We start from the raw sequence: 18,201 nt of genomic DNA on the forward strand, positions 1-18,201 counted from the left end.
ACTATTTTTCCAATCTCACTCTTACAGATTTTGCATGAGCGGTTAAGCCTTCTGTATCTGCTAATAATGCACAAGCTTCGCCAAGCTCATCAATTGCCTCTTGAGAAAAACTTATTATTGAAGACTTTTTCAAAAAGTTTTCCACATTTAGTGGGCTATAAAACTTAGCTGTACTTCCAGTTGGAAGTGTATGGTTTGGTCCAGCAATATAATCACCTATTGGCTCAGGTGTATTTTTACCTAAGAAAATAGCTCCTGCATGTTTGATTTTTGGCAGTAGTTCAAAGGCATTATTTGTCATAATTTCTAAGTGCTCTGGTGCTATTTCATTCATATATTTTATAGCTTCATTCATATCTTTTGCGATTATTATAACACCTCGCTCATCAATAGATTTTTTAGCTATTTCACGTCTGCTTAACTCTTGCAAAAATCTATCAACCTCTATTGAAGTAAGCTCTGCTACTTTGTCACAAGTTGTTATCATAATAGAACTAGCCATCTCATCATGCTCTGCTTGTGAAAGTAAATCAATAGCTAAAAATCTAGGATTTGCACTTGCATCACTTAAGATTCCAATTTCACTAGGACCTGCTATCATATCAATATTTACTTCCCCAAAAACTAACTTTTTAGCTGTTGCAACAAATATATTTCCAGGACCAGTTATAACGTCAACCTTTGGAATAGTTTCAGTTCCATAAGCCATAGCAGCAATTGCACTTGCTCCTCCAACTTTAAAGGCTTTTTTTATTCCACAGATGTGACAAGCCGCAAGTAATAATTCATTGATTTCATTATTTGGTGTTGGAGTACATACAACTATCTCTTCTACACCTGCAACTATTGCTGGAATTGCATTCATAAGTAAGCTACTTGGATATGCAGCTTTTCCACCAGGAATATAAAGCCCTGCTCTATCAACAGCTGTTACTTTTTGTCCTAAGATACTTCCATTTTTTTCAAAATCAATCCATGATTTTGGAAGTTGTTTTTCATGGTAAGATTTTATTCTATCATAGGCAGTGTGAAGTGACTTTCTTAACTCATCATCTATATTTTCATAGGCTTTTTTCATCTCATCAAGTGATATTTCTAAATCACTATCTTGTTTTACTTCCCATTTATCAAATTTAGAAATATGCCCTTTAATAGCCAAGTTTCCATTATCAACAATCTCTTCAATAATATTTGAAACGATTGCAGAAACACCTTTGATATCTGTTTTTGCTCTTGCTAATATATTTTCAAACTCTTTTTCGAAATTTGAATCTGTAGTATTTATTATTTTCATTTAATCCTCATTCACACATACTTGTTAATTCTTTTAAAATCTCTTCAATATCTCTAGCCTCTACATCAAGTGTAAAGTCAGCTACATTTTCATACTCTTTTACTCTTGTATTATAAAGTTTTTTTGCTTCATCTAGATTTTTAAGAAGTGGTCTTTTTGCTAGTTTTTGTTTTGTATTTGGAGCATCATTGATTCTTTTAAGAATGCCCTCAAAAGAAGATTTTAGATAAACAACTTTACCAATATTTTTGATATTTTCTTGTCTATAAAACCCACCACCTGTAGATATAACAGTGTTTGTAATTGACTTCTCTAGCCATAAAGCACATTGTTTTTCCAAGTCTCTAAAATGAGCTTCGCCCTCATCTTTAAAAATTGTTTTAACTTTCTTTTTTGTGATACTCTCAATTAAATCATCAGTATCAATTGAAAATCTACCACTATATTTAAAAAAAGCTCGTGCAATGGTACCCTTACCTACACCCATAAAACCGATTAGTATAATATTGTTCTTATTCATAACTTGCGATTATAGCTAAATAAAAGTAAAAGTTTAAGTTGTAGGTATATAAATTAAGAAATTAGCGCCTTTGTACTTTTTATTTTCCCAAGTGTACTCTTCATTTAATACTTCGATTTTTCCTTCAATGTGATTTTCAATTATTTGATGGGTCATATAAAGACCAATCCCTGTTCCATTACTTTGATGTTTTGTAGTAAAGTATGGTTCAAAGATTTTATCTTTAATATCTAAAGAAATTCCTCCGGCGTTGTCTTTAATAGAAAGAACTAAATAGTTATCTTTTTGGTAAAGTTCAAAAAATACAAATCTATTGTCTTCTTTATTATTTAAAAGTAAGGCATCCTTAGCATTGTTGAAAATATTAACAGTAGCTTGAATAAGTTCATTTAAGTATGTGTTTACTTCTAAGCCTTCACAGCTATTTTTTACAATAAATTCAATGCTATTATCTTTTAAAGAACTACCTATCAAATTGCTATTTTTGCTAATAATTTGATTTGAGTTAACATAAGTCTTTTCTTTGTCAGTTTTATAAAAATTTCTAAAATCATCTATTGTTTGAGATAAATATTGTGCAGATTCATTCATGTTATCCAAAGAAGAAAGAACACTACTAGTCTCATATTCACCTAGTGAAAACTTTAGTTTTAATCCAGTAGAAACTGCACTAATTACACTTAAAGGCTGTCTCCATTGATGGGCAATATTACCAATCATTTCTCCCATTGCAGCCATTTTAGACTGTCTGAAAAAAATCATCTCTTTTTCTTTTATATCTCTTAAATCAATAACACTAATAATATATACAGCTTTTCCTTCAAAGTTTGTTGTATTTACTTTTACAAGGGAGGGAATTGTTTTACTATCTTTATCTTTTATATTTATTTCAAAGGGCTCATGGTTTTCATATAGATTTTTAAGAATATCTTTCTTTCCACTATTTTCAATAAATTTAAATATATTTTGTCCTATTAGGTCCCGTTTATTTTTATAACCTAATAAAAATACCCCGTTCTCATTTGTATCAATACAAATATTTTTTTCAACAACATAAATAGAATCCATAGTAGAACTTAAAAGTGTCTCAAAACTTTTTAAAGTCTTTTCAAGCTCCTTTTGTATTCTCTTAAATTGATTATTACTCTCTTTTAATTTGTTTTTTTGCTCTTCTATTTTTCTGTTTTTAGAGAGTAACTCTTTTTGTCTATAACCTATTAAGAGTAAAATAACCAAAAAGCCTAAAACTATTTTCCAAATTATAGAATAATCTATTCCACTATCAAACTTTACATTTACCCATTTATTATATATCTCATGTTTTTTATCTTCAGGAATATTTTTTATAATCTTATTAAAAATTTCCAATAAAGCTAAATCATCTTTTTGAATAGCAATACTTAAATCTAAGGAATCATCAAATTTCCCTGCAATTTTAAGTTCACCTATAAAATCTTTTTGTATTTCATAACCAATAGCTGCTAGGCAATCAATAAAACCATAAACTTCACCCTTTGCAACTTTTTCTAGCCCCTCTTTTACAGAATCTACTTCAATAATGTTTTCATATTTATATCTTCTCTTCAATAAATCAATTATTGCATAGCCCTTTACAACAGCTAACTTTTTTTTACCTATAATACTTTCTATATCTGGTATAAAAATCTCTTCATTTTTTGTCGCTATTACAAAATGAGAGGAAATATATGGTTTCGTGAAATTCGCGTACTCTTTTCTATTATTTGTTTCCATAGCTAAAGATAAAATATCACATTTTTTTGCTTTAAATTTTTCTAAACTTTCACTCCAAGTTTTTGTTTGAATTAAGTTTATTGGTCTTTTTAATATAGCTTGAAAATAATCCATGTATTCTCTACTTATTCCTATATGTCTGCCATTTTCTATTTTTTCAAAAGGTAGCCAATTGGGATCAATACATACATTGATTTTTCTTTTTTTAGTTAAATATTGTTTATCAGCATTAGTTAAAATATTATTAGATTTAAAATCTTTTGTATTAAACACGATATCATTGATATTTATATTTGGATGAAACTCTTTTAGTTTTGATAAAATATCTTTTATCAATTCATCCCTAATACTACCTATCTCATATAGATTTGGCATCATTAGTTTTTCTATTTCAAGTGCTTCAAAAAGTAAGGCATCTTTTGATTTTAATTTAGAGTATTTATTATAAATTATATCTACTAACTCTTTTTTATGATCAAAGGCATATTTCCATCCTCTGTTTGTTGCTTCAATTATTCTCTTCATTTTGTCTTGATTTGATAAAGCATAATCTTTTAAAGCAAATAAATTCAAGCTAAAATTATACATTCCATAATTTGCTGGAGTAATTACAGTATAAGGTACTTTTGATTTTTTGATTTTATATAATTCATTTGATAAATAAGCTGTCATAATGTCTACATTACCATTTATAAAACTATCGGCGGAAAAGTCATGATTTCTTATCTCTTTAAAATCAGATTTTTTTATTTCAAATTTTTTAAGTAACTCAGATAGAATAGATTTATCAAGCTGACTTTTTTCTGCCATAATTATTTTGTTCTTAAAATCATAGGGAGTAATAATATCTTGTTTTGCAACAAATACAAGTGCTGATTTTTTCATATAATTAGCTAAAAGCATTAATGGCTTTTTTTCATCATAATATTCTAATAAAGATAAATCATAAACTCCAAAATCGGCTTTTTTATTTTTCACTTCATTTATTACATTTATTTTATCTTCATATTCTCGTATCTCAACATCAAACCCAAGCTCTTTATAAAAACCTTTTTCATAAGCTGCAATAAACCCTGCATACTCAAATTGATATTTCCAATTTAATTGAATAGAGACTTTTTCTAAATTTCTTGCATATAAAGCAGAAAAGAGAGATAAAAATAATATAAAAAGTAATTTAATTTGTTTTTGCATTAGATATTCTAGTGAATTTAAACTTAAAGATATTTGTTTATATATCGTTTTATCATACTTTCATTACCCAATATTCCGCCTTGGTGTATATATATGATATCATCATCTTGAAAGTAATCTGATGATATCAAATTTAGCCAACCCAAACTATCATAAAGTAAGTCAAACTCTATATTAGTATCTTTTAAAAGTTCTAATTGTATTTCATAAAACTCTTTGTAAAGTTTTCCAAAGTGATACTTCTTTTTATTTTTTAATATGGTTGGGTGTTGTGTTTCATCGCAGTTTAGTTGTAAAAACTGTTTTTTAAGATACTCTTCATCTCCAACACATGCACAGGTTATCACTTCATGATTTAGATGTTTTTGTAAAAATAAGGCAGTAGTCCCTGTACCACTTGGTAAAAATACTTTTAAATTCTCTTTTTTATTCTCTTTTGCCCATTTGTTTATCTCATTTGCTAAAATTTGGATTCCATATTCAGCCTCTTTTACTCTACCACCCTCTTCTATATAAATATACTCTTCTTCACTTTTTAAGATATGGTTTTCTATATACTCTTGCGTTGATAATTCATTTTGATTAAGTTCTATTATATTTGCACCATTATTTAAGGCCTCTTTATAGTTTCCTTGAAGATTCTCTTTTAGATATGTAGCTATGTGAGAGACATAAAAATCAAGTTTTACATTTTTTATTTTTGCTAAAACTGATAGGGAATACAAAGAGTTTGCTTGGGCAGAACCAAAAGATATAATTTTTTTAATACCTTTAAAATCATGCTTTAAAAAATAGTAAAACTTTCTAGCTTTATTGCCTGAAAAATCAATATCAAGTAAATCATCTCTTTTTATAAATATTTGACGATTTTTAAAATTTATTGTACTTATGGGTGAGTTTATGTATTTCATTAAACTTATTATACTAAAATAACAAAAAAAATTGGAGTATTCTATGGATTTAATGCAATATGTTGACAAGGGTGGAATTATTGTTTATATTCTTATTTTTTTAAACATTATAGGATTTACAATTATTATTTGGAAATTTTTAACACTACCCCGAAAAAATGCAATGGTAAAAAAAGTAAGAGACAAAGTTAATACTCAAAATGGCCTTACAATATATGCTCAAATAGAATATGAAGTAAAAAAACTAGAAACAGGTTTAACTTATGTGAAGAACATAGCTTCTGTAGCGCCACTTTTAGGTCTACTTGGTACTGTTTATGGAGTATTTAAATCTTTTGAATCAATTACTAAAAATGGATTAGGAGATCCAAGTATCTTTTCTAATGGTATTTCAATAGCTCTTATTACTACAATTGCCGGGCTTATTGTTGCTATTCCACATCATATAGCTTATAACCACTTTATCTCACAAATTGATGCCATAGAGTTAAAAGCAAAAAAAGAGATTATTGCAGCATGAAAAGAAGAGAGAGTTTAGGTATAGACTTAACCCCTGTTATTGATGTAGTTTTTATCTTACTAATATTTTTTATTGTAACTTCAGTATTTAAAAAAGAGGAGTTAGCTTTAGTATTGGACTTACCAAAATCTAGTGCAAAAGAATCTGAAGTATCCAAAGATGATATTTTCATAGAACTCTCACCTACGAAACTAGCCATAAAAGGAATAGAGGTATCTTTTGAGTCTTTAGAAGATAACTTAAAAGAAGTAAAAGATAAAACAAAACCTTTAATAGTAAGAATTGACGAAAAAGTTGAATACAAAAGAGTAGTAAAAGTTTTGGATTTACTACAAAAATATGACTTGAACAATTTAGCTTTAATCACAGAAAAAGAAGAATCTAATTAATAAAATTATTTATTTATAGTAAATTAAAAAATAGTTCGATACAATGGTCTTTTTTATAAAAAAGGTTTGTTATGTTTAAAAACTATAAAGATGAAATGATTCTTATTTTATTAGTTATACTTATTTCTCCTCTTTTAATTTATCTAGATTTATTTGATTTGATTTATAACTTTACCCGTAGCCATGAAGAGTATCAATTAGATGAATACTTTATTATTTTTATATCTATTTTGATTGCTCTATCCCTATACTCATTTAAAAAAGTAAAAGATTTAAATAATATAAAAAAAGAACTTATTCTAAATCATGAAACCGATTCCCTCACTTCTTTAAAAAATAGAACTGCCTTTTTACAATATAATGAAAATATATACAAATACGTAGTACTACTAAATATAATTGATTTTTCAGTATTTAATAAATATTTAGGGTTTAGAAAAGCTGATAAACTTCTAATATTGGTTGCCAATGAACTTAAAAGTATAGTAAAAGAAAATACAAATGAAGAACTTTTTAGAATATATGGGGATGAGTTTGCTTTCTACTCTAATAATAGTAACATTATAGAATTATTAAGAACTATTAAATTAACATTTGAGGAAAAACATTTTACCCTAGATAATTATGAATTTACAATTCACTTAAATCTTGCATACTCAAGTACATATCCCAAATATCTCACGGCAGTATCTGCTTTACATTTTGCTCGAAACTCTATTCATAAAAGTATATATAATTATACAGAAGAGTTAGATGCAAAATCAGACTCACTAAAGATGCTACATACTCTTAAAGAAGGATTTACTACTAATAATGTAATTCCAGTTTATCAAGCCATATATGACAATACAAACAAAACCACGTACAAATATGAAGCACTAGTTAGAATAAAACAAGAAGATAACTTGATTAGTCCTTATCTTTTTATTGATGTTGCTAAAAAATTTAAACTTTACCACAAGATAACAGAAGAGATTTTAAAGCATACATTTGAAGACTTTAAAAATATCTCAGATGAGTTTTCAATAAATCTATCTTATATTGATATTATAAATGCCAATACAAACAAATATATTTTTAAAATGTTTGAGTCTTATCCCCAAGTTGCAAAACGTTTAACAATTGAATTTTTAGAAACAGAAAATATTATGAATTATGAAATTTTAATTCAATTTACAGAACAAATAAGAAAATTTGGTGCAAAAATAGCGATAGATGATTTTGGTTCTGGGTATTCAAACTGGAACAATGTGCTAAAACTTAGACCTGATTTTATTAAAATAGATGGGAGTCTTATTCAAAACCTTCTAAACAATCAAGATAATATAAATATCATAAAACTAATTGTTGAATTCTCTAAAATAAATAATATAAAAACAATCGCAGAATTTGTTGATAATGATAAATTAGCAGAGCTAATTATAGAGTTAGGAATAGATTATTCACAAGGATATCTTTATGCTCAACCTAAAGAAAAACATTTAATATGGAATAATTAAAAGTAGAAAGCAAGCATAAAAGTCAACAATGTAAGTTCTAAAACTAAAGCTATTAATGTACAAAAAACTTTTGAAAATAGCACATTTTTAGCTTGTATTAGAATACTATATCATCTTAAAGTATTAGTGGAATAGTTTAGATTATGAGGTGGTACCGCTAGTCGGACTTGAACCGACAAGACCGAGGTCACCGGATTTTGAATCCGACGTGTTTACCAGTTTCACCATAGCGGCACACAAACTAGTTTAAAAACTAGTCTGGAATCATAGTGAGTTTATGATTAATTTTTGTTTAATGCTTGTAAATCTGAATAGGCAACTTCAAGTCTTGCAATCATTGTTTCCATTCCAGCTCTTAGCCATTTTCTAGGGTCATAGTAAGATTTATTTGGTTTATCTTCACCGTCTGGATTACCGATTTGTCCTTGTAGATAGTCATGGTTTTTAGCTTCAAAAGCTCTTACCCCATCCCAAAATGCCCATTGAGTATCTGTATCAATATTCATTTTAATAACACCATAATCAATAGCTTCTCTTATCTCTTCTAATGCAGAACCAGAACCACCATGGAAAACAAAATTTATTGATTTTGCAGGGATATTGTGTTTTTGCGAAATATATTTTTGAGAGTTATCTAAAATCTTAGGACTTAAAGAGACATTTCCTGGTTTATATACTCCGTGTACATTTCCAAAAGATGCAGCAATAGTAAAGTTAGGTGATACCTCTTTTAATTGCTCATAAGCATAACAAACTTCTTCTGGCTGTGTATAAAGTAGTGCGTTGTCAATATCACTATTATCAACACCATCTTCTTCTCCACCTGTAATTCCAAGCTCTATTTCTATCATCATATTAATAGTTTTCATTCTTTTGAAATATTTTACACAAGTGCTGATATTTTCTTCTAAACTCTCTTCTGAAAGATCAAGCATATGAGAAGTAAAAAGAGGTTTACCATGCTTAGAATAAAAAGATTCGCCAGCTTCAATTAAGCCATCAATCCAAGGTAAAAGTTTTCTAGCAGCATGATCAGTATGTAAAATAACAGGTACTTTATAAGCTTCTGCTAAAGCATGTACATGCATAGCTCCTGAAATTGCTCCATAAATTGCTGCATTTGGATCTTTTAAACCTTTTCCTGCAAAAAAACCAGCTCCACCATTTGAAAATTGAATAATGATTGGTGAATTAACTTTTGCAGCAGCTTCTAAAACTGCATTAACTGAATCAGTACCTACAACATTTACAGCAGGTATTGCAAAAGAGTTTTCCTTTGCATATTCAAAAAGCTTGTGTGCTTCACTTCCACTTAATACACCTGGCTTAACAATATTTAAAACTGACAATTCATTCTCCTAGTTATTTGATTACTATTTTAGCATCTTTTTTTAAGTTCTCAACTTCTTCTTTTATGATTTTTCCATATTTTTCTTGAACAATTAGTTGAGCTATTTTAGCTTTTACTTTTTCAAAAGGTAATGTTTGAGCTACCTCTTTATTTTCTAAATAAATAACATGGTAACCAAATTGTGTTTTAACAGGAGTTTTTGTATATTCACCTTTTTTAAGCTTCATTGCAGCATCTGAAAATTCTGGTACCATTTGCTTAGCTTGGAATTTACCTAAATACCCACCCTTTTCTTTTGTTGGTCCTATTGAGAATTTTTTTGCTAACTCTTCAAAAGAGCCTTTCTTATTTTTTGCAATTTCAAGTTTTGAAATTATATCTTTTGCTTCAGCTTCAGTTTTTAATAAAATATGTCTTGCTTCTAATGTATCAGGTGTTTTGAACTTATCTTTGTTTTTATCATAAAATGATTTTTGTTCAGCTTCACTTGCTTTTACTTTTACAAACTCTTTTTGCATCCATAATTCTAATGCTAAATCTTCTTTGATTTTGTCTAAAGCTTCTTTATATTTTGCATCTTTTTCAATGCCACTTTTCATCGCTTTTTGTGTTAAAAGTGTTTTTTCAATTAGTTGTTGAATAACTTTATCTTTTGACTCTTTTGGAAGTGCTTCAAATTGAACATTTTGACCTCTTAAAAGTTGAGCAACGTCTTTAGTAGTTATCTCTTCTCCATTTACAGATGCAAAAGTTTCAGCTGCGCTTAAAGTAGAAGCTGTCAATGCTAAAGCTGTTACAACACTTAAAATTGTTTTTCTCATCTAATATCCTTAAATTTGTTATAGTAAGTATTTTACCTAGTTTTTATTAATAAAGAGTTAATCATCTTGTAAGACTATTTTACAATAACTTATATGAAACATTGAGAAATTTTGATATTTAGCTTAAAAACCCTTTAAATTTGCAATAATTTATGATATAATTCGCGAAAATTAAATTAAACTTAAGTTTAACATATGAAATTAAGGGATGTAAATGCGAATATTGATCATTGAAGATGAAATAACACTTAACAGAACACTGCAAGAGGGATTAACTGATTTTGGTTACCAAGTAGATGCAGCAGAAAACTATAAAGATGCAGAATATTTTATAGATATTAGAAACTATGATTTAGTATTAACTGATTGGATGTTACCAGATGGTGATGGTATTGAATTATGTAAAATCGTAAAAAATAGAAGTAGCAGAACTGCAGTTGTAATTATCTCAGCAAGAGATGATAAAGATAGTGAAATCGAAGCATTAAAATCAGGAGCTGATGATTATATTAAAAAGCCATTTGATTTTGATATTTTACTTGCAAGAATTGAAGCAAGATTAAGATTTGGTGGAACAAATGTAATTGAGATTGATGAATTATCAATTAATCCTGATGAAGAAAAAATTCTTTATGCTGGTGAAGAGATTGAATTAAAAGGTAAACCTTTTGAAGTTTTAACTCACCTTGCAAGACATAGAGATCAAATCGTTTCAAAAGAACAATTACTTGATGCTATTTGGGAAGAGCCAGAATTAGTTACTCCAAATGTAATTGAAGTTGCAATTAACCAAATTAGACAAAAAATGGATAAACCATTAAATATCTCTACTATTGAAACAATCAGAAGAAGAGGTTATAGATTCTGTTATCCAAATACAGATGAAGAAACTACTGTATAATTAGGAACTATTAAAAAGTGAACTTTAAAAGCATTTATAAACAGTTTTACCAAAAACTTATAATTGCTACTTCACTTTTTATTATTACAATCTCATTTTTATTTTATGGCTATACAAAAGCCACTATCTACGAAGGTATCAAAGAGAGTCTTTTCAATGATGCAAAAATAATCTACCAAATAAGTATCAATAATGAATCAACTGAAGATGACTTTAATATAATTACAAACTCTGGAATTATAGTTGATATTATTACAATGGAAAATCTCACCGAAGTTCAATATAAAGATTATAAACAAGGCGATGACTATTTTATAGAAATCCTATATCCATTTGATGTCAAAAACCACAAGTTTATTAAAATAATCAAAAATGTAAACTATGCAATTGCTATGCTAAATAAGATATTCAATAATGTAATCTTGCTTTCTATTGGTGGCTTAATAATGGTTGTGCTATATGCGTTTACTGTATCTAAAACACTTTTGCGTCCTATTATTCAAATCACTGATAAATTATCAAATATGGATGAAAACTATCTTACTAAGATTGATAAAAGTAATTTACCAATAGAGTTCCATGCCCTTGCAAACTCAATCAATAAACTTACAAATAGAATTCAAACCTTTGTAATGTTTAAAAAAGAGCTTTTTGTAGGTGCTGCCCATGAGCTTAAAACACCTCTTGCAGTAATGAAATTGAAAAATGAAGTAACCCTAATGAAACAAAGAGAGCCAGAAAAGTATCAAGATACTTTAAAACTCAATATCCAACAAATAAACGATATGAATAAAATGATATCTTCTATTTTAGATATAGGAAGACAAGAGGGAGCTCAATTTGAAAAAGCAGAAGAGTTAGATTTAGTTCAATATATGAAAATAAAAGCAAATGATTTTAGAATGTTAAGTGCTGAGAAAAAAATCACAATAACATATTATGCAAGTGTAAATAACTTTTTTACTTCTATTCAACCTACACTATTAAATCAAGTTATTCAAAACTTTATGCAAAATGCCATTAAATTTACTCCTGTGGATAAAAGCATAGCGATTGTCTTAGATAGAATTAATGACAAAGCTGTATTAACAATAACTGATGAAGGCATAGGAATTGATGAATCACTAGATTTATTTGCTCCATTTAAGAGATTTGGAGAAGAAGGTGGCGCAGGACTTGGACTATTTTTAGCAAAAAATGCTGCTGATTCACTAGGAGCAACAATCAGTTTAAAAAATAGAACAGATGGCAACAGTGGGACTGTTGCAAAAATTGAACTCCTGAACAATCCACACTTAAAAGCTCTTAGTAAAGTTAAAAAAGACTCGCGTGCTCTATTTTAGTACATTTATTTTGTACTACTTTCATACCAGCTTCCTTTGCTTTTTCTCCAGCTTCATTATTCACAAGACCTAATTGAGTCCAAACAGTATCAACATCCCCTCTTTTTATGCAAGAGTCAACTACAGCTGCAATTGCATCAGGCTTTCTAAATATATCAACCATATCTATTTTAAAAGGTATCTCTTCCAAACTTCTATAAACCTTTTCACCTAAAATAGTCTCTTCTTTTGGATAAATTGGTACTATTTTATATCCTGCATTTTGTAAATATCTAGCAACCATATTACTAGCTTTACTAGTATCTGGAGAGAGCCCAGCAATAGCTATTGTTTTAGTGTTATTAAATATCTCTTTAATCTCTTCGTTATTTGAATTAACTGTTGGAAATTCACACTCCATGTTACTTCCTTTATTTATATTTTAAGTATTAAACAATAGTATAGCTTATTTAGAAATAAACCAAAATAAATATAAATTATTAGCTATAAAAAATTTTTTACTCTATCTTTATAAAATAGCATTAAATAAATATCCTGTTAGAAGAATAGCAAAGCCAACAATTCCAAAGAATATTGATATTAGTTTTATACTCAAAACTCTTTTTAAAATCATAGCTTCAGGAAGACTCAAAGCAACAACAGCCATCATAAAACTAAGTGCCGTTCCTAAAAGCATTCCTTTTTGTGTTAAAACTTCAACAAGGGGTAAAATTCCTGCTGCATTGCTATACATAGGAATTCCCATAATAACTGCAACTATTGGAGCATACCATACATCTCCCCCTGCATATTTTGTAATAAAATCAGCTGGAACATATCCATGTATAAATGCTCCAATACCAACTCCAATAATTACATAAAGATAAATCTTTTTAAATATATCACTTGTATATTCCCAAGACTCTTTAATCTTATAAGAAAATTTTCTCTGTTCTTCTTCATACTCTACATCTACAGGTTTTACTTCTATTAAAACCTCTTTTTCTAAGTTCATAGTTCCAATAATCAGTCCTGCAAATATTGCTATAATCAGTCCAATACCAACATAAAGAAAAGCTATTTTCCAACCAAAAAGTGAAAATATAAGTGCTATAACAACTGCATCACTTAGAGGAGCTGATATAAGATATGAAAAAGTTACTCCTAAAGGAATCCTAGCTTGTAAAAATCCTAGAAAAAGTGGAATTGCACTACAAGAGCAAAAGGGAGTAATTACTCCAAAAATTGCAGCCATGATATGCCCTATAATTTTATGTTTTCCACTTAAATAATCCCTTGCTTTTTCTATGGGAAAATAACTTCTTAAAAGTGTCACTAAATATATAATTGTAATTAAAAGTATAAATATTTTTATAGTATCATAAATAAAAAAATGAAAAGCTTCACCTAAATGGCTCCCTTTTTCAAGGCCTAAATTATCAAATACAAATATTGCACTTAAGTTTACTAGCCAATCAAACATATTAGCTCCTAATTTTGATTTTTAATTTTCTGCATTTACTTTCCAGGCTTCAATTAAAGTTTTTGAACTTAACTCTTTTTTTATTTCATCTATATACTTTAACTCATTTAAAGCTTTTTGACAAAGTAAATTATTTGAACTATTTGTTAAACTAAAACTTCTATTAATTATCCATGCATATGGGATTATACCCGCTCTTTTTAAATCTTCTTGTAAATCCTTTGCTTCATGTGTTGGTGTTGCTTCTGCTAGTGTTACAAGTAAAATCTTTGTATATTTTTTATCTTTTATTAAAGGAAGAAGTTCAATAAGCTCTTCTTCTAAACCATCATCTTTATTTTTTAAAACTTCTTTATGATAGGCTTGTGAAGCATCAAGTAGAAGTAAGGTATGTCCAGTTGGTGCAGTATCAAGTACCACAAAACTCTTTTTTGCTTTTGATACTATTTTTGCAAAAGCTTTAAATACTGCAATCTCCTCTATACAAGGTGTACTTAACTCTTCTTTTAAAAGTGCCATATCTTCTTGTGAGATTTTACCTTCATTTGAACTTATCACCTCATCGATGTGTTTTTGAGTCTCAATTTTAGGATCAATCTTTTGAATAGTTAAATTCTTATTCTCTTTTGAGATATATTCTAAATGTGCTGCAGGGTCAGTTGTGGAAAGGATAACATTATGTCCTTTTTTTGCTAAATCTAAAGCAATCCTAGAAGCTATGGTAGTTTTTCCAACACCACCTTTTCCCATAGTCATGATAAGTCCATTTCCATCTTTTTCAAAATCATTTATCAAATTAGCCCAAGAGTATGTTTCTTCTAAAATACTTTGTAAAGAGTTTTGCAACTTTTCTTTTGCATCTTTAAACTCTTCTGGTATTTTATTTTCTATTATATTTTCTAAAGCTTCAATCCCAACTGCACCATTTGGATAAAATCCAATAGTTGTTTTATCCAAAGTATTTAATGTATCATCAATAGATTCTAAAGCTTTTTTTGATTTTTTTTCAAAACTTTTTGCAACTATATCATCGTCATTTGATTTAAATAGACCATTTATAATTAAGTGTTGGTTTTTTATGCCTTGATTTGCCAACTCACTTGAAGCTTTAGAAGCTTCTATTAAAGATAACTCTTCAGCCCGTGATACTAAGATCAAAAGTGTTTTATCACTATTTTTTAAATTTTCAACTACATTTTCATACAATTTTTTATTTTCACTTAAACCTGATACAGCGCCCAAACATGAACTACCTGTACTATTCTCTTCAATAAAACTATTCCAAGCACTAGGAAGTTTTAAAAGTCTTAAGGTATGTCCAGTTGGTGCAGTATCTAAAATAATATGTTCATAATCTTTAGAAATGTCATCATCACCTACATATTTCGAAAACTCATTAAATCCAGCAATCTCCACAGTACAAGCTCCGCTCAACTGCTCTTCCATTTGCTCAATCGCTTCTTTTGGCAAAATATTTCTAAAAGGTGCCACCATCTTTTCTTTATATTCAAAAGCTGCAACAACAGGGTTTATATTCATAGCTTCAAGATTTTCAACTTCTTCTATTTTTGTAGGTGTAGATTTTAACTTTGTTTCTAAAACTTCATCTAAATTTGAAGCTGGGTCTGTACTTATTAATAAAACCCTTTTACCCTTTTTTGCTAGTGCAACAGAAATTGCACATGACATTGACGTTTTTCCAACTCCACCTTTACCAGTAAAAAAAAGAAATTTAGGTATTTTTTTTAATAAATTTTGCATATTAAATACTTGCTACAAAAGAAGCAAGACCTAATTTTGAACTAAGTGTTGGAATAGATGGATACTCTTTAGAAAAAATCAATTCATCATCTAAAAAAAACAGTGGTAAGGATTCAACACCCTCTTTATTTAATATTTCCGAGACTTTACTATTTAGTACATACTCTTGAGGATGTGTTGATAGTCCAAATCTTTTTACTTCAAATATATTTTTATCTAGTGTACTTAAAAAACTTGCTAATTGTAAAAGTTTGCTATCAACACTTGTTCCACAAACACCTGTTGGACAACACATTGCTGGATCATAAATTTTCAATGTTTTCATTACTTTAATGCTTCCACAATTTTAGGAAGAAGTACTTCATCTATTTCATTATAAGTATCTTCAAAAGCATCAAATCCTTTTCCATCTGGATCTTCAAATCCTACATGAATTTTTGGTATTGGTTTTGGGAACATTGGACAAGTCTCATTTGCATGATCACAAACTGTTACTATCAAATCATAATCATTTTCAATAACTGTATCTAACGTTTTTGAATGATATTCTTCTTTCCAAATTCCCTTATCTTCAAGTAATTTTTTAGCATTTGGATTTACTCTTCCACTTGCTTTTACTCCTGAACTATCTGCACTTACACCATCAAGCTTAGCATTAATTAATGCCTCTGCAATAATACTTCTACAAGAATTCCCTGTACATAAAATCAAAACTTTTTTCATCTTTTTTTCTCCTTAAAAAATGTCCCATTTTTGAAGGGACCATATATATTGATTATTACTTTTTACCCTTGGAATAAATCCAACTAAAAGTAACAAAACCTAAAGAGAGCAACGAGTTACTCTTACACTTATATCAATGTTAATAAAACTACAAATAGTATAGGTGGAGTAACTATTAATCCAAATTTACTATATTGCCAAAATCCAATTTTTACACCCTTTTGACTTAATACATGAAGCCAAAGCAGAGTTGCCAAAGAACCAAATGGAGTCATCTTAGGACCTAGGTTACATCCAATGATATTTGCATAAGCTAAAGTTTCATTCCCTATATCTTTTAGTGCAATATCCATAATCATAACTGTTGGCATATTATTCATAATAGCACTTAAAAATGCACTAATAAAACCTGTCCCAATTATGGCTACAAAATCTCCTTGGGTACTTAAATCTTTTAAAATTATTGTAAGATAATCTGTAAGTCCTGCATTTTTTAGACCATACACAACTATATATAAACCAATACTAAACCAAACTACCTGCCAAGGTGCTGTTTTTATTGTAAGCCATGCACGAGCTGATTTTGTATAACTAGCGATGCTTAAAAATATAAGTGCTCCACCTAAAGCAAAAACTGAAATAGGTAAATCATATCTATCTCCCACAAAATATCCAACTAAAAGTAAAGCTAAGAAAAGCCAAGAAAATTTAAATAGTGTTTTATTTTTCAATACCTCATCTGGATTTTTAAGTAAGCTTGTATCTACTGTTTTTGGAATATCATTTCGTAAAACTAGCCATAAAACTATAATAGAAACTATTGTACTAACAACATAAGGTATAAACATATTTGATAAGTACTGCATAAAACCTATATCAAAATAGTTTGCAGTTACTATATTTGTAAGGTTTGAAAATACAAAAGGTAAAGAGGCACTATCGCTTATAAAACCTCCTGCAAGAAGAAAAGCTAAAATTGTTTTTGCATTAAGTTTTAAAATTCTCATTTTTGCTAACAATATAGGAGTTAAAATAAGTGCAGCTCCATCATTTGCAAAAAGAGCTGAAACAAATGAACCCAAAACTAAGGCATATACAAACATCAAATGGCCATTTCCATTTGATAGTTTTGCCATTTTGATGGCACACCACTCAAAAAATCCTATCTCATCAAGAACCATAGATAATATAATAATCCCTATAAAAGCTAAAGTAGCATCCCAAACTATGTCTGTGACTATTAAGACATCTTCTAAACTAACAACTTGCAAAAGTAAAGCTACAACTGCTCCGATTACAGCTGTTGTTCCTATTTGCAAACCACGAGGTTGCCAAATTACAAAAATTAAAGTTACTAAAAAAATCGAACTAGCAAGTATCATACTTCACAACCTTTTTCTAACTTTGGAATATCTATTTCTAAATACCCAATTTCTTTAATAATTGATTGTCTAAAAATATCCAAAGGTTTACGAATACTATAATATGCCCACCGACCTTCTCTTCTTAAACTTAAAAAACCACCATCTTTTAAAATTTTTAGATGTCTTGATACTCTTGATTGAATCATATCAAATGAATTTTCTATATCACATACACAAACTTCTGTATTTACATCCACAAATCTCAATATCTTAATTCTTGTTTCATCATTTATTGAACCAATTGTATTTAAAAAATATTCCAAGGGTTTCCTTCTTGATTTCTTATTTTTAAAATTATATCAGATTTATATTTATATATCAAGATATATTGATATA

The 18,201-nt window shown here is 28.6% G+C and carries 18 protein-coding genes and 1 tRNA gene; 5 read left to right on the plus strand and 14 right to left on the minus strand.

The window, feature by feature from the left end; genetic code table 11:
- Position 1: 1 nt before the first annotated feature.
- Genes hisD through Q0617_RS01335 form a run of 4 tightly spaced genes read right to left on the minus strand, consistent with a single transcriptional unit; the run spans position 2 to position 5,671 of the window.
- Entirely contained in the window at positions 2-1,294 is a 1,293-nt protein-coding gene (gene hisD / locus Q0617_RS01320; RefSeq protein WP_298749640.1) for a histidinol dehydrogenase, read from the minus strand.
- Between the two features lie 7 nt (positions 1,295-1,301).
- Complete coding sequence (locus tag Q0617_RS01325; RefSeq protein WP_298749642.1) at positions 1,302-1,814, minus strand: shikimate kinase; 513 nt, start codon at positions 1,812-1,814, stop codon at positions 1,302-1,304.
- A 33-nt stretch (positions 1,815-1,847) separates the two neighbouring features.
- A complete protein-coding gene (locus tag Q0617_RS01330) occupies positions 1,848-4,760 on the minus strand; it encodes an ABC transporter substrate-binding protein (protein WP_298749644.1) in 2,913 nt (970 codons plus the stop codon).
- Positions 4,761-4,783: 23 nt separating this feature from the next.
- Positions 4,784-5,671 carry a 1-aminocyclopropane-1-carboxylate deaminase/D-cysteine desulfhydrase gene (locus Q0617_RS01335; RefSeq protein ID WP_298749646.1) on the minus strand — a complete coding sequence of 296 codons (888 nt, stop codon included), beginning with the start codon at positions 5,669-5,671 and terminating at the stop codon, positions 4,784-4,786.
- A 43-nt stretch (positions 5,672-5,714) separates the two neighbouring features.
- Here Q0617_RS01335 and Q0617_RS01340 point away from each other — a divergent pair, with 43 nt between their 5' ends.
- The 3 genes from Q0617_RS01340 to Q0617_RS01350 all read left to right on the plus strand — a co-directional run bounded on the left by Q0617_RS01340 (position 5,715) and on the right by Q0617_RS01350 (position 8,079).
- A complete protein-coding gene (locus Q0617_RS01340) occupies positions 5,715-6,191 on the plus strand; it encodes a MotA/TolQ/ExbB proton channel family protein (protein WP_298749648.1) in 477 nt (158 codons plus the stop codon).
- Entirely contained in the window at positions 6,188-6,580 is a 393-nt protein-coding gene (locus Q0617_RS01345; RefSeq protein ID WP_298749650.1) for a biopolymer transporter ExbD, read from the plus strand. Before Q0617_RS01340 ends, Q0617_RS01345 begins: the two co-directional genes overlap by 4 nt.
- Positions 6,581-6,651: 71 nt before the next feature.
- A complete protein-coding gene (locus Q0617_RS01350) occupies positions 6,652-8,079 on the plus strand; it encodes a GGDEF domain-containing phosphodiesterase (RefSeq protein WP_298749652.1) in 1,428 nt (475 codons plus the stop codon).
- 149 nt (positions 8,080-8,228) lie between these two features.
- On the opposite strand, the gene Q0617_RS01355 is transcribed toward Q0617_RS01350, so the two are convergent.
- The 3 genes from Q0617_RS01355 to Q0617_RS01365 all read right to left on the minus strand — a co-directional run bounded on the left by Q0617_RS01355 (position 8,229) and on the right by Q0617_RS01365 (position 10,251).
- Positions 8,229-8,313 (minus strand) — tRNA-Leu (locus Q0617_RS01355).
- Positions 8,314-8,360: 47 nt separating this feature from the next.
- A complete protein-coding gene (fbaA, locus tag Q0617_RS01360; protein WP_298749654.1) occupies positions 8,361-9,428 on the minus strand; it encodes a class II fructose-bisphosphate aldolase in 1,068 nt (355 codons plus the stop codon).
- Positions 9,429-9,441: 13 nt separating this feature from the next.
- The gene (locus tag Q0617_RS01365; protein WP_298749656.1) at positions 9,442-10,251 is read right to left on the minus strand and encodes a peptidylprolyl isomerase; all 810 of its coding nucleotides are present in this window, start codon (positions 10,249-10,251) and stop codon (positions 9,442-9,444) included.
- Between the two features lie 214 nt (positions 10,252-10,465).
- Here Q0617_RS01365 and hsrA point away from each other — a divergent pair, with 214 nt between their 5' ends.
- Together hsrA and Q0617_RS01375 are read left to right on the plus strand one after the other, a co-directional pair.
- Positions 10,466-11,152 (plus strand): homeostatic response regulator transcription factor HsrA, encoded by a 687-nt coding sequence (hsrA, locus tag Q0617_RS01370; RefSeq protein ID WP_298749658.1) that lies wholly within the window; start codon positions 10,466-10,468, stop codon positions 11,150-11,152.
- Between the two features lie 17 nt (positions 11,153-11,169).
- Complete coding sequence (locus tag Q0617_RS01375) at positions 11,170-12,495, plus strand: HAMP domain-containing sensor histidine kinase (protein ID WP_298749661.1); 1,326 nt, start codon at positions 11,170-11,172, stop codon at positions 12,493-12,495.
- Here Q0617_RS01375 and Q0617_RS01380 read toward each other — a convergent pair.
- The 7 genes from Q0617_RS01380 to Q0617_RS01410 all read right to left on the minus strand — a co-directional run bounded on the left by Q0617_RS01380 (position 12,467) and on the right by Q0617_RS01410 (position 18,128).
- Positions 12,467-12,895 (minus strand): CoA-binding protein, encoded by a 429-nt coding sequence (locus Q0617_RS01380; RefSeq protein WP_298749663.1) that lies wholly within the window; start codon positions 12,893-12,895, stop codon positions 12,467-12,469. The two genes, Q0617_RS01375 and Q0617_RS01380, sit on opposite strands and share 29 nt — an antisense overlap.
- A gap of 108 nt (positions 12,896-13,003) precedes the next feature.
- Complete coding sequence (locus Q0617_RS01385; protein WP_298749665.1) at positions 13,004-13,957, minus strand: permease; 954 nt, start codon at positions 13,955-13,957, stop codon at positions 13,004-13,006.
- Between the two features lie 21 nt (positions 13,958-13,978).
- A complete protein-coding gene (gene arsA / locus Q0617_RS01390; RefSeq protein ID WP_298749667.1) occupies positions 13,979-15,718 on the minus strand; it encodes an arsenical pump-driving ATPase in 1,740 nt (579 codons plus the stop codon).
- Position 15,719: 1 nt separating this feature from the next.
- A complete protein-coding gene (arsD, locus tag Q0617_RS01395) occupies positions 15,720-16,043 on the minus strand; it encodes an arsenite efflux transporter metallochaperone ArsD (RefSeq protein WP_298749669.1) in 324 nt (107 codons plus the stop codon).
- Complete coding sequence (locus Q0617_RS01400; protein ID WP_298749670.1) at positions 16,043-16,441, minus strand: arsenate reductase ArsC; 399 nt, start codon at positions 16,439-16,441, stop codon at positions 16,043-16,045. The genes arsD and Q0617_RS01400 overlap by 1 nt, the downstream gene beginning before the upstream one ends.
- Positions 16,442-16,569: 128 nt before the next feature.
- On the minus strand, positions 16,570-17,823 hold the full coding sequence (locus Q0617_RS01405; protein ID WP_298749672.1) for an arsenic transporter: 1,254 nt from the start codon (positions 17,821-17,823) through the stop codon (positions 16,570-16,572).
- Positions 17,820-18,128, minus strand: a complete 309-nt coding sequence (locus Q0617_RS01410) for a metalloregulator ArsR/SmtB family transcription factor (RefSeq protein ID WP_298749674.1) — start codon at positions 18,126-18,128, stop codon at positions 17,820-17,822. The genes Q0617_RS01405 and Q0617_RS01410 overlap by 4 nt, the downstream gene beginning before the upstream one ends.
- Between the last annotated feature and the right edge of the window lie 73 nt (positions 18,129-18,201).

The organism is uncultured Arcobacter sp. (genome assembly GCF_937982575.1).
Lineage (GTDB): Bacteria > Campylobacterota > Campylobacteria > Campylobacterales > Arcobacteraceae > Arcobacter.